This is a genomic window from Brevundimonas sp. BR2-1, from assembly GCF_037626195.1.
Lineage (GTDB): Bacteria > Pseudomonadota > Alphaproteobacteria > Caulobacterales > Caulobacteraceae > Brevundimonas.
In genome coordinates, this window is record NZ_JARKMV010000002.1 from 560321 (window position 1) to 584128 (window position 23808).

The 23808-nt window shown below is 68.9% G+C and carries 25 protein-coding genes and 1 tRNA gene; 19 read left to right on the top strand and 7 right to left on the bottom strand.

All coding sequences use genetic code 11. The features are described from left to right. The gene (gene coxB / locus BrevBR_RS12370; protein WP_340001139.1) at nt 1-1017 is read right to left on the bottom strand and encodes a cytochrome c oxidase subunit II; all 1017 of its coding nucleotides are present in this window, start codon (nt 1015-1017) and stop codon (nt 1-3) included. Between the two features lie 253 nt (nt 1018-1270). Here coxB and BrevBR_RS12375 point away from each other — a divergent pair, with 253 nt between their 5' ends. The 4 genes from BrevBR_RS12375 to tldD are packed head-to-tail and all read left to right on the top strand — an operon-like array spanning nt 1271 to nt 4459. Then, nucleotides 1271-1642 (top strand): PadR family transcriptional regulator, encoded by a 372-nt coding sequence (locus BrevBR_RS12375; protein WP_332639442.1) that lies wholly within the window; start codon nt 1271-1273, stop codon nt 1640-1642. Continuing rightward, on the top strand, nt 1639-2223 hold the full coding sequence (locus tag BrevBR_RS12380; RefSeq protein ID WP_332639443.1) for a DUF1700 domain-containing protein: 585 nt from the start codon (nt 1639-1641) through the stop codon (nt 2221-2223). Before BrevBR_RS12375 ends, BrevBR_RS12380 begins: the two co-directional genes overlap by 4 nt. A 13-nt stretch (nt 2224-2236) precedes the next feature. Next, complete coding sequence (locus BrevBR_RS12385) at nt 2237-2989, top strand: GIN domain-containing protein (protein WP_332639444.1); 753 nt, start codon at nt 2237-2239, stop codon at nt 2987-2989. Nucleotides 2990-3028: 39 nt separating this feature from the next. Further along, nucleotides 3029-4459: a metalloprotease TldD gene (gene tldD / locus BrevBR_RS12390; protein WP_340001140.1), complete on the top strand. Its 1431-nt coding sequence runs from the start codon at nt 3029-3031 to the stop codon at nt 4457-4459. Between the two features lie 84 nt (nt 4460-4543). On the opposite strand, the gene BrevBR_RS12395 is transcribed toward tldD, so the two are convergent. Beyond that, on the bottom strand, nt 4544-5491 hold the full coding sequence (locus BrevBR_RS12395) for a TraB/GumN family protein (protein WP_340001141.1): 948 nt from the start codon (nt 5489-5491) through the stop codon (nt 4544-4546). Nucleotides 5492-5674: 183 nt separating this feature from the next. Between BrevBR_RS12395 and BrevBR_RS12400 the strand changes: the two genes are divergently transcribed. Then, nucleotides 5675-7717, top strand: a complete 2043-nt coding sequence (locus BrevBR_RS12400) for a TonB-dependent receptor plug domain-containing protein (RefSeq protein WP_340001142.1) — start codon at nt 5675-5677, stop codon at nt 7715-7717. A gap of 125 nt (nt 7718-7842) precedes the next feature. Continuing rightward, on the top strand, nt 7843-9942 hold the full coding sequence (locus BrevBR_RS12405; RefSeq protein WP_340001143.1) for a TonB-dependent receptor plug domain-containing protein: 2100 nt from the start codon (nt 7843-7845) through the stop codon (nt 9940-9942). 104 nt (nt 9943-10046) lie between these two features. Here BrevBR_RS12405 and BrevBR_RS12410 read toward each other — a convergent pair whose 3' ends face one another. Beyond that, the gene (locus BrevBR_RS12410; RefSeq protein WP_442881310.1) at nt 10047-11879 is read right to left on the bottom strand and encodes a peptide MFS transporter; all 1833 of its coding nucleotides are present in this window, start codon (nt 11877-11879) and stop codon (nt 10047-10049) included. A gap of 235 nt (nt 11880-12114) precedes the next feature. On the opposite strand from BrevBR_RS12410, the gene BrevBR_RS12415 reads away from it, so the two are divergent. The 13 genes from BrevBR_RS12415 (at nt 12115) to BrevBR_RS12475 (ending at nt 21348) form a co-directional block, all read left to right on the top strand. Continuing rightward, entirely contained in the window at nt 12115-13065 is a 951-nt protein-coding gene (locus BrevBR_RS12415; protein WP_340001144.1) for a hypothetical protein, read from the top strand. Next, a complete protein-coding gene (locus BrevBR_RS12420) occupies nt 13062-14051 on the top strand; it encodes a FecCD family ABC transporter permease (RefSeq protein WP_340001145.1) in 990 nt (329 codons plus the stop codon). The genes BrevBR_RS12415 and BrevBR_RS12420 overlap by 4 nt, the downstream gene beginning before the upstream one ends. After that, nucleotides 14048-14767 carry an ABC transporter ATP-binding protein gene (locus tag BrevBR_RS12425; protein WP_340001146.1) on the top strand — a complete coding sequence of 240 codons (720 nt, stop codon included), beginning with the start codon at nt 14048-14050 and terminating at the stop codon, nt 14765-14767. Before BrevBR_RS12420 ends, BrevBR_RS12425 begins: the two co-directional genes overlap by 4 nt. Before the next feature lie 45 nt (nt 14768-14812). Next, complete coding sequence (locus BrevBR_RS12430; protein ID WP_340001147.1) at nt 14813-15877, top strand: isoaspartyl peptidase/L-asparaginase family protein; 1065 nt, start codon at nt 14813-14815, stop codon at nt 15875-15877. Beyond that, nucleotides 15874-16245: a cupin domain-containing protein gene (locus BrevBR_RS12435; RefSeq protein WP_332639453.1), complete on the top strand. Its 372-nt coding sequence runs from the start codon at nt 15874-15876 to the stop codon at nt 16243-16245. Before BrevBR_RS12430 ends, BrevBR_RS12435 begins: the two co-directional genes overlap by 4 nt. Continuing rightward, nucleotides 16245-16751, top strand: coding sequence for a methyltransferase family protein (locus BrevBR_RS12440; RefSeq protein WP_332639454.1), 507 nt, complete (start codon nt 16245-16247; stop codon nt 16749-16751). The genes BrevBR_RS12435 and BrevBR_RS12440 overlap by 1 nt, the downstream gene beginning before the upstream one ends. After that, nucleotides 16742-17008: a hypothetical protein gene (locus BrevBR_RS12445; RefSeq protein WP_332639455.1), complete on the top strand. Its 267-nt coding sequence runs from the start codon at nt 16742-16744 to the stop codon at nt 17006-17008. The genes BrevBR_RS12440 and BrevBR_RS12445 overlap by 10 nt, the downstream gene beginning before the upstream one ends. Before the next feature lie 101 nt (nt 17009-17109). Next, nucleotides 17110-17832, top strand: a complete 723-nt coding sequence (locus tag BrevBR_RS12450) for a hypothetical protein (protein ID WP_340001148.1) — start codon at nt 17110-17112, stop codon at nt 17830-17832. Between the two features lie 50 nt (nt 17833-17882). Continuing rightward, on the top strand, nt 17883-18890 hold the full coding sequence (locus BrevBR_RS12455; RefSeq protein ID WP_340001149.1) for a fumarylacetoacetate hydrolase family protein: 1008 nt from the start codon (nt 17883-17885) through the stop codon (nt 18888-18890). A 50-nt stretch (nt 18891-18940) separates the two neighbouring features. After that, nucleotides 18941-19720 carry a TonB family protein gene (locus BrevBR_RS12460; RefSeq protein ID WP_340001150.1) on the top strand — a complete coding sequence of 260 codons (780 nt, stop codon included), beginning with the start codon at nt 18941-18943 and terminating at the stop codon, nt 19718-19720. A 301-nt stretch (nt 19721-20021) separates the two neighbouring features. After that, a complete protein-coding gene (locus BrevBR_RS12465) occupies nt 20022-20288 on the top strand; it encodes a hypothetical protein (protein ID WP_340001151.1) in 267 nt (88 codons plus the stop codon). Beyond that, nucleotides 20285-21154, top strand: coding sequence for a hypothetical protein (locus BrevBR_RS12470; RefSeq protein WP_340001152.1), 870 nt, complete (start codon nt 20285-20287; stop codon nt 21152-21154). The genes BrevBR_RS12465 and BrevBR_RS12470 overlap by 4 nt, the downstream gene beginning before the upstream one ends. 109 nt (nt 21155-21263) lie before the next feature. Next, a tRNA-Leu gene (locus tag BrevBR_RS12475) sits at nt 21264-21348 on the top strand. A gap of 18 nt (nt 21349-21366) precedes the next feature. Here the strand turns inward: BrevBR_RS12475 and BrevBR_RS12480 are convergent. From BrevBR_RS12480 to BrevBR_RS12495, 4 genes are read right to left on the bottom strand one after another with little or no spacing between them, the layout of a single operon-like run. Continuing rightward, a complete protein-coding gene (locus BrevBR_RS12480; RefSeq protein WP_340001153.1) occupies nt 21367-21918 on the bottom strand; it encodes a hypothetical protein in 552 nt (183 codons plus the stop codon). A 50-nt stretch (nt 21919-21968) separates the two neighbouring features. Beyond that, nucleotides 21969-22382 carry an arsenate reductase (glutaredoxin) gene (arsC, locus tag BrevBR_RS12485; protein WP_340001154.1) on the bottom strand — a complete coding sequence of 138 codons (414 nt, stop codon included), beginning with the start codon at nt 22380-22382 and terminating at the stop codon, nt 21969-21971. Beyond that, the gene (gene arsB, locus BrevBR_RS12490) at nt 22383-23438 is read right to left on the bottom strand and encodes an ACR3 family arsenite efflux transporter (RefSeq protein ID WP_332639462.1); all 1056 of its coding nucleotides are present in this window, start codon (nt 23436-23438) and stop codon (nt 22383-22385) included. It lies immediately after the preceding gene. A gap of 3 nt (nt 23439-23441) precedes the next feature. Beyond that, complete coding sequence (locus BrevBR_RS12495) at nt 23442-23792, bottom strand: ArsR/SmtB family transcription factor (protein ID WP_340001155.1); 351 nt, start codon at nt 23790-23792, stop codon at nt 23442-23444. Nucleotides 23793-23808 lie beyond the last annotated feature (16 nt).

Sequence of the window (23808 nt, forward strand, 5' to 3'; positions counted from 1 at the left end):
TTACTGGGCCGCCGGCGCCGCGGCGGGAGCCGGGGCGGAGGCAACGGGTTGGGCAGCGGCGGCGGGAGCGCCGACCGTCGGGATGGAAGTCGGGGCGGCGACGGCGCCTTCGGCGATCGTCGGGGCGCCCGTGGTGCCGGCCGCGGCCTGGGCGGCGGTGCCGCCGGGCGCCTGTTCCGGAGTCTTCGGCGTCATCGAACCGCCCTTGGAGGCGACCCAGGCTTCGAACTCGGCCTGGGTGACGACGTTGATCTGGATCGGCATGAAGGCGTGGTCGACGCCGCACAGTTCCGAGCACTGGCCGTAGAAGGTGCCGACGCGGTCGGCGCGGAACCAGGTCTCGTTGACGCGGCCGGGGACGGCGTCGGTCTTCAGACCGAAGGCCGGCAGGGCGAAGGCGTGGATGACGTCGGCGGCGGTGACCAGGACCCGGACTGTCTTGCCGACCGGCACTACGATCGGCTCGTCGGCGGCCAGGCGGTACAGGCTGTGCGGCATGCCGCGCTGGGCCAGCTCTTCTTCCGGCAGCATGTTGGAGACGTATTCGGCGATGCCCTGGTCCGGATACTCATAGGCCCAGTTCCACTGGTTGCCCGTCGCCTTGATGGTCAGGTCCGGCGTCGGCATGTCGTGATAGGCGAACAGCAGGCGGAACGAGAACAGCGAGATGCCGACCAGGATCAGGACGGGCAGGACCGTCCAGATCACCTCGACCAGGGTGTTGTGGCTCCATTTGGCCGGAACCGGGTTGGACTTCTTGTTGTAGCGGATGACGATCCACACCAGCAGACCCAGCACCAGCAGGGTAATGAAGGTGATGACCGGCATCAGGACGATGTCGTGGAAGAAGTGCGCCTGGACCTTCAGCGGCGAAGCGGCCGGCTGCAGGCCGAGGGCCCCGTCCGTGGGCTGACCCACCAGTTCCTTCGCCCAAGTCGGCGTGGCGGAGAATACGGCCAGGCACAGGGCGGTGACTCCACCGCCGATCGACGCCCGGGCCCGCGTGCCCATCCCCATGCGAGACATCCTCATATTACCGTTTCGTCGCAAACGCTTGCGAGACAATCGCAAACAGGCGCCCAGGCTGACGCCCTGAGCGGTTCTTCGGGCGGTCCATATCGCCCCGTCTGACGCTTGCCAAGCGATGAGGAATATATTGCGTCCGGCTGCGGCCATCGGCCCACGGATTAATTCGGCGTCATGTTATGACAGCTACCTTGCGTCACCAGATACCTTGCGATACGTCTTGGGCATCGAAGGAGGACGCCCTGTGCCCGAAACAATCGAGATACAGCTGAAGAAGGGAGTGCTGACGCTATGCGTCCTGGCGCTTCTGAACCGGCATGACAGCTATGCCTATGAGATCGCCGCGACCCTGTCGGATGCGATCGACATGGGCGAAGGGACGATCTACCCGCTGATGCGGCGAATGCAGTCCGACGGACAGGTCGAGACCTATATGGTCGAATCGGCGTCCGGGCCGTCGCGCAAATACTATCGCCTGACCGACGCCGGCCGCGGCGCCCTGGAGGCCCAGACGGCCGAATGGCGCGCCTTCGCCCGCGCGGTGGAATCCGTCCTCGACGGCGCGGCGCCTGCCGTACCGGTCGCGACAAAAGCCGACAAGGGAGCTGAACTATGACCCGCGCCGAATTCATGGGCCGCCTGCGCCGCGGACTGGTCGGCATGCCGACCGCCGCCGCCGCCGACATCGCCTCGGACTATGAGACCCATTTCGAGGACGGAGCCGCCGCCGGCCGCTCCGAGGCCGAGGTCGCGGCCGCCCTGGGCGATCCCGACCGTCTGGCCCGCGAACTACGCGCCGAGGCCGGGGCCCAGCGCTGGCATCAGGAGAAGAACCCGTCGGCCGCCGCCGGAGCCGTGTTCGCGGTCCTGGGACTGGGCGCGATCGACCTGCTGATCCTGCTGCCCATCTTCATGAGCGTGGTCGGCGTCCTGTTCGGCTTCTTCATGGCCGCCGTCGGCATGTTCATCGGAGGAGGCGCGGTGATGATCGCCGGGCCCTTCGCGGGCTTCCCCGGCGGCGTCGCCACGGCGATCCTGGGCGGCATCGGCCTGATGGCCGGGGCCACCGCCATGGGCGCCCTGACCGCCATCGTCACCATCCTGCTGGTCAACGCCACCGTCTGGTACGCGCGCCTGCACTATCGCCTGCTGAAGCCTGCGCTCGGGGAACAGACCCCGGCCGACGGCAAGTTCTGAGGGAGGAACCGACATGATCCGCACGCTTCTCATCATCACCGGCGCCAGCCTCGTGCTCTGCGTCGCCACCCTGTCCGGCGCCGCCGCCATCGGCGGCAACGACCTGGCCCGCCACGGCTGGACCTGGACCTTCCGCGACGACGGCGAGGACCACACGGTCCACTTCGAGCGGGGCGACGACAGCCCGGCCGTGACGCGCAACCTGGCCTGGACCGGCGGCGACGCCCTGGCCGTCGAAATCCCGGGCGACGTGACCTACGTCCAGGGCGACACGCCTTCGGTCGTGATCACCGGCAGGAAGTCCATGGTCGACCGCGTCAATCTGATCGACGGCCGCTTGACCTGGGCTGACGGCGATGACGACACCGATCACGTGGTCTTCGGCTGGCACAACAACAGCCGGCTCCGCGTGGTCGTCACCGCCCCCTCGGTGAAGCGGTTCGATCTCGAAAGCTCCGCCGACCTGTCGATCCGCGGTTACGACCAGCCGACGTTCGATCTGAACGTCTCCGGATCGGGGGACGTGGACGCCGCGGGAGAGACGCGGAAGGCGACGATCGACACCACCGGTTCCGGCGATTCCGATCTGTCTGCGCTGCGGATGACTGACGCCGACGTCGACACCTCCGGCTCGGGCGACCTGCGGGTCGGCCCGACCGGGACGGCGCGGATCGACATCTCCGGGTCCGGCGACGTCGATCTGACCCGCCGGCCGGCCAATCTGACGCAGTCCGTCTCGGGTTCGGGCGACATCGACCAGAACTGACCCGGTGACGCGAGGGCGGTCAGCCCCTACTTAGGGCCCATGACCGTCCTCGTATCGCCTCCCGCCATCCTCGACAGCGCCGACGTCGGCGCCGACGAAGCCCTCTCCATTCTGCAAGGCGCTCTCGCAGGGGCCGACGACGGGGAGTTGTTCCTCGAACGGTCCGAGAGCGAATCGCTGGTCTTCGACGACGGCCGGCTGAAGTCCGCCGCATACGACGCAAGCGAAGGCTTCGGCCTCCGCGTCGTGGCGGGCGAGACCGCAGGCTACGCCCACGCCAACGAGATCAGCGGCCCCGCCATCCGGCGCGCCGCCGACAGCGCCTCCCTCGCCAGGTCAGGCCACGCCGGCGTGACGGCGGAGGCGCCGCGCGCCACCAACCAGCAGCTTTACGATGCGGTCGACCCCCTCGCCTCGCCCGCCTTCTCCGACAAGATCGCCCTGCTGTCCGAGATCGACGCCTGGGCCCGCGCCCGCGATCCACGTGTCGTGCAGGTTTCGGCCAGTCTGGTCGGCGAGCGCCGCCAGATCGAGATCCTGCGCGGCGACGGCCGTCTGGTGCGCGATCTGCGCCCGCTGGTCCGGATGAACGTCTCCATCACCGTCGAATCGAACGGCAAGCGCGAGAGCGCCTCGGCCGGGGCCGGCGGCCGCGCGGGCTTCGAGACCTGGATCGCCCCGGACCGCTGGCAGGGCCAGGTCGACGAGGCCCTGCGTCAGGCGCTGGTCAATCTGGAGGCCGTCGACTGTCCCGCCGGCGAGATGGACGTGGTCCTCGGCGCCGGCTGGCCCGGCGTCCTGCTGCACGAGGCCATCGGCCACGGGTTCGAGGGCGACTTCCACCGCAAGGGGTCGTCGGTCTTCTCGGGCATGATGGGCCAGCGCGTCGCGGCGTCGGGCGTCACCGTCGTCGATGACGGCTCCATTGCAGGCCGTCGCGGTTCGCTATCGATCGACGACGAGGGCACGCCGACCTCGCGCACCGTCCTGATCGAGGACGGGATCATGGTCGGGCTGATGCATGACCGCATGTCGGCCCGTCAGCTGGGCGCCAGCGCCACCGGCAACGGCCGGCGCCAGTCCTTCGCCCACATGCCGATGCCGCGCATGACCAACACCTTCATGGAAGGCGGCCGGGACAAGCAGGCCGACATGATCGCCTCGACGAAGCGCGGCCTCTACGCCGCGAATTTCGGCGGCGGCCAGGTCGACATCACCAACGGCAAATTCGTCTTCCAGTGCACCGAGGCCTATCTGATCGAGGACGGGAAGATCACCGCCCCGGTGCGGGGCGCCACCCTGATCGGCGACGGCGCCACGGCCCTGCAGCGGGTGCAGATGATCGGCGACGACTTCGCCTTCGATCCCGGCGTCGGGGTCTGCGGCAAGGGCGGTCAGGGCGTCCCCGTCGGCATCGGCCAGCCCAGCCTCAAGATCGGCGGCCTGACGGTGGGCGGCACGGCGGTCTGATACGACCGCTTCTGACGCAGGCGGGCGCCATCATGCCCGCCATGGAGATCGCGCCGACATTCCGCACGCCGTGCACTGTGTTTTTCAGGGCGCCGGCTTCCACTCGGGTCCACGCGGATCGAGACCCTGCGCCTCCAACTGATCCAGCACTCCGCCCGGTTCCGCCAGGATTCGCAGAGGCGCCACGCCCAAAGTCACCCCGGGCTGATCGAGGGCCGCGTTCGTCGCTTCGGCCCAGCGCGTGCGCACCACCGGCGCGATGTCCGGATCGCCGCTGGGCCAGCACAGGCCGAGCGCCTGATCCAGCGGGTTGGCCAGGACCTCCCGCACGCGGAGGCCGCTCCAGGCATCCAGTCTCGCGGCTGCTCCGGCGGGACCGGCTTCCGCCGCGGTCGTCGCAACCTCGACGCAGCGCAGATAGGTCGAGGGCGGCAGGGTGATCAGATTGTCGATCAGTTCGTCGCCCCGCACCACGCCGACCGGTTCGCCGGGAATCCGCGCGGCCCGCGCCGCGTCCCGCACCACGGTCGGCGCGCCGCGCCCGCGACGCTCCCGCCCCGCGTCCCGCAACAGGTCGAAGCTCAGACCGATCAGGCTTTCGGTGCGCCACGAATCGGACCGCTCCTCGGCCTTGAGTCGCTCCAGCCGAACCAGCAGCTCGGGCGGCACGTGGTCGGCGATGGTCGTCCCGTTGGGCAGACGGGCGATGGTGCGGATGCGCCAGAGCATCCGCAGGATGTCCGCCGCCGAGGCTCGCGCCTCCATCGGATAGAGGATTCTCCGGGATTCCCGCGTCGCCGCCTCCAACGCCTCGGGCCGCCAGGCATAGTCGCGGGGTACGCCCTCGATCGACCCGATCAGGATGACGACGCTGTCGCCCCGTTCGACGGTCCACATCGGCGCCCCGGCCCGCCGGGCGGTGACGATGACATCGTCCAGGGTCGAGGCGGCTTCCGGCTCGGGCGTCTGGGCCATCGAAGCGGTGGAAATGGGCGCTCCGGCCAGCGCGGCGGCGGCCAGAAGACAGGTCAAGGAGCGCGCCACGACTATACCTCGCTATCCAATATCAACCGAGTAACGCCAAGACTAAATAGGAACACATTGATTACACTCACGTAATCCTGTCTCCGATTTAATCCACCTGTCTGTCTTGTAACTGGAGCAAGCCGCGACACACAGCCACACCTCGCGTCACACGACGAGGGGAATCCTGCAATGACCAAGACCATCCTGCTGGCGACGACAGCGCTTCTCCTGACCGCCGGCGCGGCGTCCGCCCAGACGCCCAGCGAACAGCAGGCCGCACCCCAGGCGGACGCGTCGCAACAGGGCGTGCTGATATTCGAACCCGCCTTCTTCGCCGACCAGCGTCCCAACTCCGCGCTGGACATGGTCAACCGGGTTCCGGGCTTCGCCGTCGTCGACGGTGACGGCAGCCGCGGGTTCGAGGGCTCTGTCGGCAACATCCTGATCAACGGATCCCGCCCGGCCTCCAAGAACGACACGGGCTCGGCCGTGCTGGGCCGCACCCTCGCCGGCCAGGTCGAACGGATCGAGCTGATCCGCGGCGGCGCCCCCGGCATCGACATGCAGGGCTTCGCGGTCGTCGTGAACGTGATCACCAGGTCGGAATCCAGCCGCCAGCACATCCTCACGCTCAACGCCAACATCGTGGCCGTCAATCAGGACATCTGGGGCGGCTCCTACCAGTTCACCGCCAAGGAGGGCGAAACGACCTGGGGCGTGACCCTCAGCGACGGCATCTCCATGAGCGACGCCAACGGCGTGGGCCCGGTGATCCGCCGCAACGCAAGCGGCGCCGTCATCCGCCAGGAAACCTATACCAACGACCAGTACGGCGGCGGCACCTCGGCCCGCGGCAACTTCGCCACGCCGCTCTACGGCGGCAAGATCGACCTGACCGCCCGCTACGGCGTCAACGATTACTACAGCATCAATCTGCAGACCTCGCCCACGGTGCGACGCGAGAATCTGTACGAGGAGGACGGCTCGGGCGGCGAGTTCGGCGCCGTCTATACCCGTCCGCTGAGCACCCGCCTGAACCTCGAAACCCGCTTCATCCACCAGTTCAACGACTTCGAGAGCCTGTCGCCCGCGCGCACCCGCGACAACGGCGTGGACAGCGCCGAGCAGCGTTTCGTCTCCGAGGGCAATTCCTCCGAAACCATCGCCCGCGCCCTGCTGCGCTTCGAACGGTCCGCGGCCCTGACCTTCGAGGGCGGCGGCGAGGTCGCCTACAACATGCTGGAGACCGAACAGGCCTTCACCGTCGGCGGCGTTCCGGTGCCCCTGCCGTCGGCCTCGGTCACGGTAGAGGAGATGCGCGGCGAGGCCTTCGGCAAGGCGACCTGGCGCGTCCGCCCGACCCTGACGGTGGAAGGCGGCCTGCGCGTCGAGGCCTCGACCATCACCCAGTCCGGCGACGCCGAGCAGGAGAAGAGCTTCTTCTTCCCCAAACCCCGGATCCTGGCCACCTGGACGCCGATGCCGAACAACCAGTTCCGGTTCCGCTTCGAACGGGAACTGGGTCAGCTGGACTTCGGCGACTTCGCCGCCTCCTCGGATCTGGACGAGGAGAATGTGCTGGGCGGCAACGCCGATCTGGAGCCGGAACAGCGCTGGATCACCGAAGCCACCTATGAGCGCCGCTTCTGGACCGACGGCATCATCAGCATCGGCCTGCGTCACGACGAGATCGTCGACGCCATCGACGTCATCCCCCTGGACGGCGGCCTGTCGGCGGTGGGCAACATCGGCGACGGCACGCTGGATCAGCTGGCGGTCAACATCCTGGTGCCGATGGACAGGTTCGGCTTCACCGGCGGACGGCTCGGCTTCCGCAACACCTGGAACCACACCGAGGTGACCGATCCGACCACCGGCGAGACGCGCGCCATCTCGGGACTTCGGCCCTCCCAGCCGGTCTTCACCATCGCCCAGGACATCAACTCCTGGAAGCTGCAGTGGGGCGGCGCCTACATCGCCACCCTGCACCAGTTCAGCTACGACCCCGACCAGACCTCGGGCTTCCGCGGCGCGGACTATTTCGAGCTCTGGGCCGAGTACAAGCCGACCGCGACCCTGTCCCTGCGGGCCCAGATCAACATCTGGGACGACTTCGAGGTCCAGCGCACGGTCTTCGCCGACCGCACCCAGGCCCGGCCGGTCGCCTTCTACGAGAACCGCTACATCGACCCGCGGACCTTCGTCTCCCTGCGTCTGCGCAAGACATTCTGACCCATGCACAGAGGGGCGGCCTCAGGGCCGCCCCAAGCCTGTCGGCGAATTAATCCACCTGTCCAGCTTGTAACTGGAGGCCTCGCCGGCTCTCGCGCACCTTCGCCGCAACCGGGAGAGGGTCGATGAGAAAAGCAGTCTGGCTGGCCGGCGCAGCCTTGTGCGCATTTGCAGGCCCGGCGTTGGCGCAGACCGCGCCCTCCCGGACAGCCACGCCCCAGTCGGCCGCGCAGACGCCCGTTCCCACCGGCCCGATCGCCAGCGCGCCGGAAGTCGATGCAGCCCAGCAGGGCGTGCTGATCTTCGAACCGGCCTTCTTCGCCGATTCGCGGCCTGACACCGCGCTGGACATGATCGCCCGCCTGCCGGGCTTTGGTCTCGACACCGGCGACAGCGGCACCCGCGGCCTCGCGGGAACGGCCGGCAACGTCCTGATCGACGGCGCACGGCCCTCGACCAAGAGCGACAGTCTCGACCAGATCCTGCGCCGCATCTCGGCCGCCGGAGTGGCCCGCATCGAACTGATCCGCGGCGGCGCCCCGGGCATCGACATGCAGGGCCGTTCGGTGATCGCCAACGTCATCCTGGTCCGCACCGTAGTCACCGAGCGGGTGATCGAGGCCAACGCCTATTTCTATCCTGACGGCTACGTCGGTCCGGTAGTGGCGGCGCGCTGGTCGCGGCGCGAGGGCGACAACCAGATCGAGGGCTCGATCAACGCCTTCACCGATCGCACGGACGGGACCGGCGACGGATTCCGCCGCCGCTACGATCCCGCCGGCAATCTGATCCAGGATGCCGATCTGGTGCTGTGGGACCGCATCCGCACGGTGCGGGCCACCGGCGCCGTGCAGCGCCGCGTGGCCGGCGGCCTGCTGAAGGTCAACGGTCTGCTGGGCTGGTTCGGCAACGAGAACGCCCAGGATCTGCTGATCCGCTCGGGGGCCGGCAGCGACAGCTTCAATGACGAGGAGAACGACGAGGTCACCGGTGAACTGGGCGTCAACTGGACCCGCGACCTCGGCCTCCGCATGGGGCTGGAGCTGACCGGGCTGCAGCGCTACGGGACCGAGGATTACACCGGTGTCTCGACCGGCGCCGGCGGCAGTTCGACCTTCACCGCCGACGCCACGATGGGCGAGTCGATCGTCCGCGCCACCCTGCGCTACCGGCCCGACGATCAGTACGCCGTCGAGACAGGCGGCGAGATCGCCTTCAACTTCCTGGACAGCGCCAACGCCTATGAGGAAAACGGCGTGGTCATCCCCCTGCCGTCGGCCGCGGTCCGGGTGGAGGAGTTGCGCGGCGAGGTGTTCGGTCAGGCGACCTGGCGGCCCAATCCGGAATTCACGCTTGAAGCGGGCGTCCGGGTCGAGGTCTCGGAGATCAGCCAGTCGGGCGACAGCAACGAATCCAAATCCTTCATCTTCCCCAAGCCCCGCATCCAGATGACCTGGACGCCGTGGACAGGCCATCAATTCCGCTTCCGCGCCGAGCGCGAGGTCGGCCAGCTGGACTTCGGCGACTTCGTCGCCTCCGCCGACATCGATATCGGCCAGGTCGAGGGCGGCAATCCCGATCTGGAGCCGCAGAAGTCGACCGTGCTGGAAGCGATCTATGAGCGCCGCTTCTGGGGCGAGGGCGTGCTGGACTTCACCCTGAGCCACGCCGAGATCGAGGATGTGGTCGACGTCATCCCGCTGACCGGCGGGTTCGACGGCGTCGGCAATATCGGCGACGGGACCTCCAACTTCTTCCAGACCCGCCTGACCCTGCCAACGGACAGACTGGGCGTGCCCAACGGCCGCCTGCAGGTGCGCGGAAGCTGGTCGCAAACCTCCGTGGTCGATCCGGTCACCGGCGACGAGCGGCGCTTCCAGGGCAACCAGGCCTTCGGCTGCGGCATCGCCTTCAATCAGGACCTGAAGGGGGGCCGCTGGTCCTATGGCTTCGACCACGGCTGCAATGTCGACAAGGGCGCCGCCTATCGGGTGCGTGAGATCCGCTATTTTTATTCGGAGCCCGGCGTCAGCGCCTTCGGTCAGTGGAAGCCCCGCGGCGACCTGACGGTGAGGGTCGATCTCGGCAACGCCTCCAACCGCCGGAATGGCTACAACCGCGAAATCCATTCCGGGCCGCGCGACACCGCGCCGCTGGCCTTCAAGGAGGTGCGCCGCACCCAGATGAGCCCGTGGCTGTTCGTCCAGATAAGAAAGACCTTCTGAAGAAGGCGCGCCTCAAGACCCCACAACTGCTGTGCGCCACCCCCGCGCACGAAAAAGGGCGGAGCCGCGAGGCCCCGCCCTTTCTGTTTTCGCCGTGACGCGCGCTATTGAACGCCGCGCATCATCCACTTCAGGATCGGCGAGATCAGCAGCAGGACGAAGCCGATGCCGACTCCATACAGGCCGATGGTCTGGAACACGCCGGCGTAGGTTTCCAGCGCCAGTTGCGGGTTGGTGACCACGCCGCCGACGGTCTCGGTCGCCGTCGACTTGGCGATGATGCCGGCGACGATATGCGCCAGCGCCGAGGCCATGAACCAGGCGCCCATCATCATGCCGACCATCCGCGCCACCGACAGTTTGGTGATCATCGAAAGGCCTACAGGCGACAGGCACAGCTCGCCGATCGAATGCAGGAAGTAGGCGAGGAACAGCCACAGCAGCGGAACCTTGAAGTCCGCCGTGACGAAGGCCGTCGAGGCCCACACCAGCAGCAGGAAGCCGGCCCCGACCAGGATCAGGCCGAAGGCGAACTTCAGCGGCACGCTGGGGTTCAGGCCGCGTTTGGCCAGAAGCACCCACAGAGCCGCCATGACCGGACCGAACACCACGATGAAGCCGGGGTTGAAGGTCTGGGTCTGGGCCGCGTTGAACCAGCTCGGCATCTGCGTGGACTGGTCGGCGAACAGGGTGAGCGACGAGCCCGCCTGTTCGAACAGGGTCCAGAACAGCACCGAGAACATGGTCAGGATGATCGCCGCCAGCATCTTCCAGCGGTCGTCGCCGCGCAGGAAGATCAGCGAGTAGATCAGCAGGCCCGCGAACACCGTCGGCACCAGGTACAGCAGCGACGCCTCGACCGCGTCGTGCTGCTGCACGATCAGCCAGGTCGGGATGACGAACAGTATGCCGAGAATGTAGATCCAGGCTTCCCGCGGGATTCCCAGGGTCTTCTTGTCCAGCTTGGCGCTGGCGGGCGGATCAGCGCGTCCGCCCAGCCATTTCTGGCCCATCCAGAAGGTGATCAGGCCAGCCAGCATGCCGATGCCGGCCAGGCCGAAACCGTAGCGCCAGCCATATTCGATACCCAGCCAGCCGCACAACGCAGTGGCCAGGATCGAGCCCAGGTTGATGCCGACGTAGAAGATGGTGAAACCGGAATCGCGGCGCGGGTCGTTCTGCTCATACAGGGAGCCCACGACGGTCGAGATGTTCGGCTTCAGGAAGCCCACGCCCACGATGATCAGGGCAAGGGCGAAGAACAGGACATACTGGCCCGAAGTATCGACGGACTTCCGGATCTCGTAGTCATCCGGCCCGATCATGGCGGGCAGGGCGCCGGGAGCAGCGGCGGCGGCGGCGGCGGGACGCGCGGCGTCGGCCACGGTTTCCGGCGCGGTCGCCACGGCGGTCGCCGGACCGTCGGCGGGCACGGCGGCCGCTTCGGGGTCGGTGACGGTGGCTGCGGCGGGGACGGTGGCGGGGGTCGCCGCCTCGGCGCGCGCGACAGCGGCCTCGGCCGTGGTCGGAATGCCCGAGACGCGGATGCCCTCAGGTCCGACCGAGATCGGAACCCGCTCCTCGCCGACGATGGCGAACAGCTGACGGCTGGTGTCGCGGCCCTCGACCTCGATCCGGTATTCCTGGCCGCCGTACTGGATGTACTCGCGCCCGCCGGACCCTTCGAAGGCCATGGTGAAGTGACCGGCCACCAGCAGCAGGGCGCCGATGGTCACGGCCTTGCGCGACCCCAGGAAGCGGTCAGCTATCGCGCCGCCCAGCACCGGCATCAGATAGACCAGCGCCGCATAGGCGGCGTAGATGCCTTGCGCCTCGGCCGAGCCGAACAGGAAATGCTGGGTCAGGTAGAGGACCAGCAGGGCGCGCATGCCGTAGAAGGAAAAGCGCTCCCACATCTCGGTAAAGAACAGGATCACCAGCCCGCGAGGGTGTCCCAGAAAAGTCTTTTGAGGCGTCGCCGAAACCGGCCCCCCTGCGTCCGTCGTACTCAACGGCTCACTCCCTTGTTGCTGCGCCCCACCTGACGCGCGATGGGCGCATAAGCAGCACGCGGAGCAAGACCGGACAAGAGTTAAGGGTAAATTGGCTGGAAGGTGGCGCCCGACGCGTCGGGGCGGCACGATGCGAGCGATTCGCAGCATGGGGCGTTTGATGACCACGACACGCAGGTCAGCGTTGATCGGACTCGGGGGCGCCCTGGCTCTTTCCGCCTGTTCCCGCGGGCCCTCCGGAGGCGACGCCGGGGGCCGTGACGTCGTCGCCGCGGGCTCGCCGGCGGCGCTGCTGGTCTGGGCCGTCGCGCGCGAGCGGCTGGCGGGCTGGCCGAAAACCCCGGGGCGGGCGACCCTGTCGGCCCTGCCCGCGCTCGCCGCCGGCCTGCCTGAACTGGGGAGTCTGACGGGTAATAGCCGGCAGGCGAATCTCGAGGCCATCGCCGCGCTCAAACCCCGGCTGATCATCGACTATGGCGACACCGATTCCGAGTATCAGGTTCTGGCGCAGCGCCTGAAGGTCCGTCTGGGGGCGGACTGGCGGCTGATCGACGGAGCCCTGAACCGGATTCCCGATGCGATCCGCGAAGCCGGGGCCCTCCTCGGAGCCGGGCCCAGGGCCGTCCCGCTGGCCGAACAGGCGGCCGAGGTGCTGGAACACTGGCGTCAAGCGCCGCCGGGGCCGAGCTTCTACTACGCCCGTGGCGTCGACGGGTTGGAAACGGGCTTCCGCGGCGCCCTGGCCACGGAGGTTCTGGAAGGTGCGGCCTGGACCAATGTCGCCGAGGGTTCCCGTGACATCGGCCGGGTGACACGCGAACAGGTGGCCGCCTGGGACCCCGAGGTTCTGGTCACGCTCGACCGCGGCTTCGCCAGGGCCATCCACCACGATCCGGTCTGGCGCTGGCGACGAAATGGCGAACGCCGCCGCCTGCTCTTGCTGCCCGACCTGCCTTTCGGCTGGGTCGATCGGCCGCCGTCAGTGAACCGGCTGTTGGGTTGCGCCTGGCTGGCGGATCCGGAAGGGTCCACCATGACCCTCGGCGCCCTGAGCCGCCGCATCTACGGCATGGCCCCGGTCGAGATCGGCCATCCGCGATGGATCTCGTGAGCCGCCTGAAATCCACCCTGCCGGCCCTCGTCGCGATCCTGCTCGTCGGGGCCTGTGTCATCGCGGTTTTGACGACAGGTCCGCTGGCCATCCCTCCCGCGGATCTTCTGTCAGCCCTGTTCGGCCATGGCGGGCCGGAGGCGGAGCTGGTCCTGGCCCTGCGCGGACCGCGGCTGCTGGCCGCCCTGACCTGCGGCGCGGCGCTGGCCGGAGCCGGGGCGGGGTTCCAGATCCTGTTCCGCAATCCGCTGGCGGCGCCCGACCTGCTGGGGGTCTCGTCCGGCGCGGGACTGGGCGCGGCCCTGGCCCTGCTGCTCGGGGCGGGAACCGTGCTGGTCCAGAGCGCGGCCTTCGCCGGGGGGCTCGCGATCGGCGGACTGGCCCTCGGATGCGCGGCCCTGACCCGCAGCGGCGACGGCCGGCTGGCCCTCATCCTGTGCGGCGTCGTCGCCGGAGCCCTCGCCTCGGCGGGACTGGGCCTGGTGGTCATCGTCGCCGAGCCCTATTCGCAGCTGCCGGCCATCACCTACTGGCTGCTCGGCTCCTTCACCCGGGCGACCCTGGCCGAGGCGCTGTTCGCGCTGGGACCGATCTGTCTCGGCGGGGCGGTCCTGCTCTGGCTGGGCTTCCGGCTGGACGTCCTGTCCCTGGGCGACGAGCAGGCGCGGTCGCTGGGCCTGCCGGCGCGTCGCCTGCGGCTGACCGCCCTGGCGGCGGCGGCGCTGATGACTTCCGCGGCGGTGGCCCTGGCCGGCGTGGTAGGCTGGATCGGCCTTCTGGCGCCGCACGCGGCGCGGCTGATCGTCGGCGAGCGGGCGGGCCAGCTGATCCCCGCCTCGATGGCGATCGGCGCCTTGTTCGCCCTGATCATCGACCGGCTGGCCACCGCCTTCGGTCCCGCCGAAATCCCCGTCGGCCTGCTGTCCGCCGCCATCGGCGCCCCGGCCTTCCTGTTCCTGTTCGTCACCGCCTCGAGGCGGTCATGAAAGACCTGCGGCTGGAAGGTCTGGTCGCCGGACGCGTGGCGGAGGGCGGCAAGGGATTCCGCCTGCCGCCGCTGGACCAGAGCATCTTCGCCGGCGAGGTCGTCGCCGTGATCGGGCCAAACGGCGCGGGCAAGACCACCCTGCTGAAGACCCTCGCGGGCCTCCTGCCGCCGGTGGCGGGTTCCATCGTCCGGCCCCGCGCAGCCTGGCTGCCGCCGCCGGGCGTGGTCAGCGCGGGCTTTTCGGCGCTGCATCTGACGGCGCTGGGGCGATCGCACCTTCGCCGCTGGTCATCCGGCCTCGCCCCCGCCGATCTGGACGCGGCCCGCGCCGCGCTGAACCGGCTGGAGGCAGGTCATCTGGCCGACCGGCCCTTCGACCGCCTGTCCAGCGGCCAGCAGCAGCTGGTCCTGATCGCCCGCCTGTTTGTGCAGGACGCGCCGTTGTGTCTGCTGGACGAGCCGCTGGCCCTGCTGGATCCCGCCCACGCCCGGGCCGTCGAAACCGCGATCCGGACGCTGGCCGGAGAGGGCCGTATCGTCATCGCCTCGACCCATCATCTGCCGTTCGCCGCGCGCGCCGACCGCATTCTGGCCTTGGGGCCGGACCGCGCGGAGTTGAGTGCGCCGGCCCGCGCCCTGGCCCCCGACCGCATCCGCGCCCTGTTCGGCGTCGAGGTCGACGGCTGCCCCTGTTGCGGCGGCCCCTTGAGTTGAGCCCGCGCCTGGCCGAAGTTCATCTTCGTTTTGAAAAGGTCGACCATGTCCCTCGCCCGTCTCGTTCCAGCCGCGCTCGGGCTGATCCTGTCCGCCGCGCCCGCCATGGCCCAGGATGCACCGCGCTGGTCGTTCGCCATCCACGGCGGGGCCGGGGTCATCGAGCGTGAAAGCCTGACGGCCGAGCAGGACGCCGCCTATCGCGCGGCCCTGAAGAAGGCGCTGGAGGCCGGCTCGGCCGTGCTCGCAAACGGCGGCGCGGCGCTGGACGCGGTCCAGGCCGCGATCCAGGTCATGGAGGATGATCCGCTGTTCAACGCCGGACGCGGCGCGGTCTTCACCGCCGCCGGCCGCAACGAGCTGGACGCCGCGGTGATGAACGGGACCGACCTGACCGCCGGCGCCGTGGCGGGCCTGACGACCACCCGCCATCCGATCGCGGCGGCCCGCGCCGTCATGGAGCGCTCGCCCCACGTCATGCTGATCGGCCAGGGCGCCGACAGCTTCGCCGCCTCGGTCGGACTGGAGCAGGTCGATCCATCCTTCTTCTTCACCGAACGCCGCTGGCAGGGGCTGGAGCGCGCGCTGCGTCAGCAGAACCTGCCCATTCCCGAACGCCCCGTCGGCGCGCCAGGCCCGCAGGCGGCCAACGACCTGCCCGCCCCGCCGCTGAACGAGCGCAAATTCGGCACCGTCGGCGCCGTGGCGCTGGACAGCGAAGGCCGTCTGGCGGCCGGCACCTCGACCGGCGGCATGACCGCCAAGCAGTGGGGCCGGGTCGGGGATGTGCCGGTTCTCGGCGCGGGGACCTACGCCTCCAACCGCGACGGCTGCGCGGTGTCCGCGACGGGGGACGGCGAATATTATATCCGCGCCTCGGTCGCCCGCGACATCTGCAGCCGCATCCATGCCGGAGCCTCGGGCCAGGCCGCCGGTCAGGCCGAGGTCGAAGACGCCCTGTCGCTGGGCGGATCGGGCGGGGTCATCGTCATGGACCTGCAGGGCCGGCCGGCCTTCGCCATGACCACCTCTGGCATGTATCGCGGCGCGGTCTCGTCCAGCGAACCGGCGCGGGTGGCCATCTATGGCGACGAGACCCTGCGGCCATGACCCAGGGCGCCGCCGTCGATCTGGCCGGGAAGTTCGCCGCTATCCAGGATCACTGGCGTCCGCGCGTCGCGGCGCAGCTGAACGGTCAGGACGTGCGGCTGGTGAAGGTTCAGGGCGTGTTCCCATGGCACAGTCACGCCGGGGCCGAAGAGATGTTCCTGGTCTGGAAAGGCCGGTTCCGGGTGGAGTTCCGGGACCGCGTCGTCACCCTGGATCCCGGCCAGTTCATCGTCGTGCCGCGCGGCGTCGAACACCGGACCGCCGCCGATGAAGAGGCCGAGGTGCTGATCTTCGAGCCGTCCGAGGTCATCAACACCGGCGACGCGCCCGTCTCGGAATTCACCGCGCCGCAGGGACAGACGATCTGATGAAGAAGCCCGACACGCCCGGCGTCCTCGCCCCGCCGCCCCTGATCTATCTCGGCTTCCTGCTCGCCGGCTGGGGACTCGCCGAGCTGGGCGCCCGACCCGAGGCCGTCGAGGCAGGCATGGGCTGGCTGGCGGCCGGTTTCGGATTTGACTCGCCTGTCAGGCGCGGCCTGGCCCTGACCCTGATCGTCGGCGGTCTGTTGCTGGACGGGATGGCGGCCGGCCTGTTCCGCCGCCGGGGCACGGCGGTCGAGCCGTGGAAACCATCCACCGCCCTGATCATCGAAGGCCCGTATCGCCTCAGCCGCAATCCCATCTACGTCGGCTTCGCCGTGACCTATGTCGGACTGGCCATCGCCATGAACAGCTGGATGGCGCTGATCCTTCTGGTTCCTTGCCTTTGGGTGGTCGACCGGTTCGTCATCCAGCGCGAGGAGCGCTACCTCTCGCTCAAATTCGGCCCCGCCTACGAGGCCTACCGCCAGCAGGTGCGCCGATGGCTGTGAGCGACGACGAACTGTCGGCCATGGCGATCGAAGAACTGGACATCGCCTGCGCCCTGCCGTGGCCGGACATGAAGAAGGTGACGCCGTGGGGCGACAGCTTCACCGGTTTCGCCCCTTCGGGCCGCGAGGTCGAGATCGAGCGGCGCTATCTTTGGGCCCACGAGCCAGAGGGGGCCATCGCCGTCGAGGTCGAGGTGCGCGGCGCCGGGGCCCGCACCGGCGCGGAGGCCAAGGCGCTGATCACCCCGCCGCGCTGACGCCGAATCCGGAGCGCCGTTAACCTTTCCCGTTGCCAAGCTGGGCCGTCGGGGCAAGATGAGCCCTGCACGCGTTCGCGCAGACCGGGAGGGACAGCCGCATGGCCTATGGCGCCGACTTCGCCACCGCCGACCCCGCCAACGCGCCGCTGGACGCGCCCCTGATGATCGGCGCCGATCCGATCATGTGGGGAGCACTGCTGCTGGGTCTGGCCGCCGCCGCGCTGATCGGCTGGTATTTCGGTCAGGGCTCCCGGACAGCGCGGGTCGACGCCGCCGACTCGATCTGGGAGGAGATCGACGACGCCGCCAAGGACGCCATGAAGGCCGACGGCGATTCCCTGCCGGCCAGGGCTTCGGCGCTGGTGCGGACCATCGAACGGCGGCTGGGCAAGACGCTCGGCGTCGCGGGCGGCGCCGGCAAGCTGGTCAAGGCGCTCAATCACGCCATGAAGGGCGAGCCCGCCGACAAGCCGCACGCGGCCCCTGCCGATCATGGCCATGGCGGGGGTCATGACGACAAGCACGGGCGTCATGAGGCCGCTCCCGCCGCCGTCGGCGGCGTCACCGTCATCGTGAACAACGGCAAGGGCGACGACCACAAGCCGGCCGAGGCTCACCATGGCGACCATGACGGGAAGAAGCCGCTGACCGTTCAGGAACGCAACGACGCCCTGCGTGTCGCCATCGGCCATTTCAACGACCACTGGAGCCTGCGCCGCGAACGCGTGCGCGAGCTGCGCGCCGCCCATGCCGAACTGTCGAACCCCGGTCCGAAACGGCCGGCGGCGGGCAGGATCAGCGGAACGCGCGCCGGTCATTGACGGGCCGCGCCCGGTTTCCTCGCCGGACAAAACCGCCTAAGCCTTGAGCCATGAAACTCGCCTCGCTCAAGCACGGCCGTGACGGCCGCCTCGTTCTCGTCTCCGACGATCTGGCCTGGTTTACCGACGCCTTCCTGATCGCGCCGACCCTGCAGGCGGCGCTGGACAACTGGGACCGGGTCGAGCCCGATCTGCTGGCCCTGGCCGAGAGTCTCGAACACGGCGGCGTGCCGCGCGGCCGGTTCCATGAGCGCGAGGCCGCGGCGCCCCTGCCCCGCGCCTATCAGTGGGCCGACGGCTCGGCCTATGTGAACCACGTCGCCCTGGTGCGGCAGGCGCGCAATGCCGAAATGCCCGACAGTTTCTGGACCGACCCCCTGATGTACCAGGGCGGATCGGACGGCTTCCTCGCCCCGCGCGATCCCATCCCCCTGGCCGACGAAAGCTGGGGCTGCGATCTCGAGGCCGAGGTGGTGGTGGTCACCGGCGACGTGCCCCAGGGCGTGACGCGCGAGGAAGCGCTGACCCACATCCGGCTGGTCGGCCTGGTCAACGATGTGTCGCTGCGCAACCTGATCCCGGCCGAACTGGCCAAGGGTTTCGGTTTCGTCCAGTCCAAGCCGGCTTCGGCCCTGTCGCCCGTTTTCGTCACGCCGGACGCCCTGGGCGACCGCTGGGCCGACGGCAAGCTGAAAGGCGAACTGTCCGTCCAGCTGAACGGCGCGGACTTCGGCAAGGCCGACGCCGGCGTCGACATGACCTTCGATTTCGGCACCCTGATCGCCCATCTGGCCAGGACGCGCGCCCTGTGCGCCGGCACGATCATCGGCTCGGGCACGGTGTCCAACCGCGACGCGGGCGGCGGCCCGGGCAAGCCCGTCGCCGAGGGCGGCCTGGGCTATTCCTGCATCGCCGAGGTCCGGACCGTCGAAACCATCCTGCATGGCAAGGCCGAGACGCCGTTCCTCAAGGCCGGCGACACCGTCCGCATCGAGATGCTGGACGACAGGCACCACTCCATCTTCGGCGCCATCGAACAGACGGTCGAAAGCGTCTGAGCCTGCGGGCGATCGTCACGAAGCACAAAGATGCCTTGAGGGAGGCTCCGATGAACACGGGACGAACGGGCGTGTACGCCTTGCTGGCGATCGTTCTGCTCGCGAATGGGCCATCGGTCGCCCAGGATGACGGGGACTGGGACTTCGGCGAGGACCCCGCCCGCAGGCTTTCGATCGCCGCGGTGACGTTCCCGAACTTCGGCGTCGCCGTCCGTTGCATGGATGGCAGCCTCAGCGTGGTATTGTCGGGCCTTCCTGTCGCATCAGGAGAGCGGACGCTCGGATATCGAATGGGCGGCCGGGCGGAGATCGAGTCCCGGTGGATTTCGGGGCACGACAGCAATTCGGCTTTCGCGATCTGGCCGCGCTCGATGGCGGCCGAGTTGGGCCGGGGAGGTCGCCTGTCCGTCACGGCGCCGGATGGTGAAGCCAGTCGGCGTTTTGTGGTCGACCTGCCGCGGTCCGCTGCATCCGTCGAGCGGGTGTTCCAGGCGTGCGGGCGAGAACTCGAGCCGTCCGAGCGCGATGCGGCGCCCACCGGCGAGGAACTGGGGGGACTGATCTGGAGAAAAGTATCCAGAGCCGAATATCCAGAGCGCGCCGTGTCTCGCAACATAGGCGGCGGCCTCGCCGCCATCACCTGTCACGTACGGGCGAGCGGCGGGTTGACGGATTGCGCGGTCGAGAGCGAGTTCCCCGAGGATGCCGGATTTGGCCGGGCGGCGACTTCCGCCGCGCACAGGACGGCGCAAGTCGCGGCGCCCCGGGGCTCGTCGGAAAGCATTGAGGGCCGGCGGGTCTCCTTCGTGACCCGCTTCCGGATGGGATGACGACCTGAACCGCCCGGCCGTTCGCGCGTCCCGTTGAGCGCCCATTCAGCCGGAGCTGTCGCCTGCTGCGCCAGCACCGCCGCCGGTCCCTGACAGGACAGCAGCAGACCCGCCATCACCGCCATCACCACGCGCTTCATCTCGACCTCCGGTTTCCACGGGGCAGAGGCGGCGGCGCGCCTTTACGGATGCGCGGGACGGATTAAGCTTTCGACAGTTCCGCGGCCAATTCAGGCCGCTCGGCGGGAACGCCGGCCATGACGCCTCAACAGTACGGCCCGCTGATCGGGGTTGCATCGCCGTGATCGTGATCCTGCTGCGCAATCGGCAGAAACGGACGCTGCGGCCCGAGCTGATGTGGATGATGCCCACGCTCTGGGGCGCCCTGATCGCCTTCGGCCTCTGGGGCATGCGGCAGACGTGGGGCTGTTGGCCGGCGGCGCGCTGCTGGTCATCGGCACGGCGTTGGCTTCACGATCCGGTTCAGGGTCTCCTGAAGCGCGGCTTGACGGACCCCTTCCGATCCCCGCAAGGTTGCAGCAACGAACCCGTTCGGATTGTTTCATGAAGCGTGCCTTGACCGCCCTTCTCGCCTGCGCCGTGGCGCTTCCGGCCCTCGCCCAGGACGCCTCGGCCGACTGGGATCTGGCGCAGGATCAGCGCAAGAACCTGCTCGTCGCCTATGCCCGGTTCGACAACGGCGTCAGCATCGGCACGCGGTGCGCCGATGGCGGCTTTGAGGCGGTCATCTCCGGCTTGCCGCCGGCGGGCCGGGCCTCGACCCGTCCGCTGCGCATCGCCTTCGGAGACGACGACCTGAGCGACAGCCGATGGGGGGTGGCGACCGACGACACCATCGCCATCAGCGAACTGCCCGCCCCCTTCGCGCGCGAACTGCGCGCCGGCGGGCGTCTGCGCATCCTCGTTCCCAACGGTGCGCCGGACGGGCGCAACCTGCTGTACGATCTCACCCTGCCGGCTTCCTCCAGTTCGATCGACCAGACCCTGACCGCCTGCGGCCGGCCGCTGGTGGATCCGCGCGATGCGGAACTGGAGGCCCTGGAGGAGGACGGCGTTCCCCGGAACCTCGCCTGGGCTGTGCGTCCCCGGCCGAATTTTCCATCGACGCGGTACGCCCGCGGCTTCGCCGTCGCCACCTGTGTGAGCAATCCCGACGGATCGCTGCGGGACTGCACCATCGAGTCCGAACATCCGAGAGACGGCCGCTTCGGCCAGGCTGCGCTGGCCGCTGTCCGCCGGGCCCGGCTCCAGAATCTGGCAGACCCCGGCGCCCCGCTGCCGGTCACGCGGGTACTCTACAAGACGCATTTCCTGATGGAAGGCTACCAGACCCGCGAGGATGTGGAGCGGCAACGCGAGAGCCGCCGGCTGCAGCGTGAAGAACGGGCCGCCCGTCGCGCGGAAAGCGAATGATCCGGGCGACGCAGGACGGCGTATCCGGCCATGACCGCGTGATGCTTGCCGACGACCGGCGGAGCAGATAGGTCACTTCGACCACGGCGCTCCGGCGCCGGCACGACACGCGGGTGTGGTGGAATTGGTAGACGCGCCGGACTCAAAATCCGGTTCCGAAAGGAGTGCCGGTTCGACCCCGGCCACCCGCACCATCACCGAAAGTCAGTCTGTCACGCCGCCGGCGGCAGATACTCCGCCGGAATCGGCGCGGCCGGGGTTTCGGCCTGCCAGTAGACGCTGACGATCCACCAGCGGGCGCCGTCGTTGAACAGCTGGATGCTGTTGATGCCGCGCGCGAACGGTTGCGGGTCCGACAGGCTGTGCAGGCTTTCATAACTGGACCAGACGTGGACGATCTGGCCGAACCGCTCCGACCGGCGGGCGATCTCGCGTTCGTGGAAGCCCTGGCCGACCAGCAGGGGCTCGCTGCGGGTGATGTATTCGTCCGGCGTGATCGAGCGGACAACGCCCTGACCCTCGCGGTTCATGCCCGAGGGCATCAGCCGGCCCGTGGGGTGGAACAGGGACCGGAAACGGCTCCAGTCGCGGGCGACTCCGGCGTCGCCGGAGATCACATCATACAGCGCCGCGACTATGGCCTCGGGCGTGGCGACATCGGCCGGAGCCGCGGTCGAAACCGGAACAGGCGGCGGTGTCGTCTGGGCGGCGGCGGGGACGGCGCAAGCGAGCACGAGCGCAGCCGCGAGTATCGAAAAACGCATCCGGAAATCTCCCCTGCTGGAGAGAGTATGCGGGGGGGCCGGCGAGGGCGCTAGCCCAACTCGACCACTTCTCCGTCTTCCTTGACGAAGCGGTCGGGCCGGCGGTCCAGCAGGTCGAAGACCTTCTCGGACGGGCGGCACATGGCGGCGCCGCGCGGCGTGCGGACGATGGGGCGGTTGACCAGCACCGGATGGGCGAGCATCGCCTCCAGGATCAGGTCGTCCGGAGTCGCGGGGTCGAGCAGGGCCGGGACGGTCGTCGCCGCCTCCTTCTCGCGCAGGGCGTCACGCGGCGTCAGACCGGCCTCGGCGAACAGGTCGCGCAGCTGGTCGGCGGTCCAGCCAACCTGAAGATATTCAACCACATCGGGCTGGTAGCCGGCGGCCTCGACCATGGCCAGAACGTTGCGCGAGGTGCCGCAGGCGGGGTTGTGGAAGACGGTCACGGGAAAGTCCTGGGACATCTAGCGTTCCTTTCTGGTGTTCCGGAGGACGGCCGGCCCGGCCTCGTACCAGCCCTTGGAGCGATTCACGATCCACACCACCGACAGCATGACCGGCACCTCGATCAGCACGCCGACCACCGTCGCCAGAGCCGCGCCGGAGTTGATGCCGAACAGGCTGATCGCCGCCGCCACGGCCAGCTCGAAGAAGTTGGACGCCCCGATCAGGGCCGACGGCCCGGCCACGCAGTGCGCCTCGCCGGTCGCCCGGTTCAGCCAGTAGGCGAGACCGGAGTTGAAATAGACCTGGATCAGGATCGGCACGGCGAGAACGCCGATGACCAGCGGCTGGGCCAGAATCTGTTCGCCCTGGAAGCCGAACAGCAGAACCAGGGTGGCCAGCAGGGCGGTGATCGAGACCGGGCCGAGCCGGTTCAGAAGCCCTTCAAGTCCGGCCTCGCCCCGCCGCGCCAGCACCGCCTGCCGCACGATCTGGGCCACGATGACGGGCAGAATGATGTAGAGGCCGACCGAGATAAGCAGCGTGGCCCAGGGCACGGTTATGGCCGCCAGCCCGAGCAGCAGGCCGACGATCGGCGCGAAGGCGACGATCATGATGACGTCGTTCAGCGCCACCTGGCTGAGGGTGAAGTTCGGCTCGCCGTTGGTCAGGCGGCTCCAGACGAAGACCATGGCGGTGCAGGGCGCGGCCGCCAGGATAATGAGGCCCGCGATGTAGCTGTCGATCTGGTCGCCCGGCAGCCATGGCCGGAACAGCATCGCGATGAACAGCCAGGCCAGCAGCGCCATGGAGAAGGGTTTGACCGCCCAGTTGACGAACAGGGTCACGCCGATGCCGCGCCAGTGCCGCCTGACCTGTCCGAGCGCGGCGAAGTCCACCCGCAACAACATGGGGGTGATCATCAGCCAGATCAGTCCAGCAACCGGCAGATTGACCCGGGCGACCTCGGCCCGGGCGACCAGGGCGAAGACCTCGGGGAACAGCCAGCCGAGGCTGACGCCCGCCACGATGCACAGGGCGACCCAGAGGCTGAGCCAGCGTTCGAACAGGGACATGGCTCAGGCTTTCATTGGAGCGCAGCGTGACCGCGCGGCGGCGGCGGCCACCGGGGCGCAGACTTCGGGCGCTCCACCGCAACAATCCTCGGCGAGGAACGCCATCAAGGCGCCCATGCGGTCAAACCGCGCCGCATAGATGATGGACCGCCCGTCACGGCGGGACTGCACCAGACCGGCGTGACCCAGGATGGTCAGATGGGCGGACAGGGTGTTGGCCGGCGTCGCCAGCCGACGCGCCACCTCGCCGGCGGCCAGACCCTGGGGCCCCGCCTGCACCAGAAGTCGGTACGCCTTCAGCCGCCCCTCGTGGGCGAGAGCGGCCAGACTTTCGACGGCGGTTGTCATTTCCATATTTCTGGAATATCAG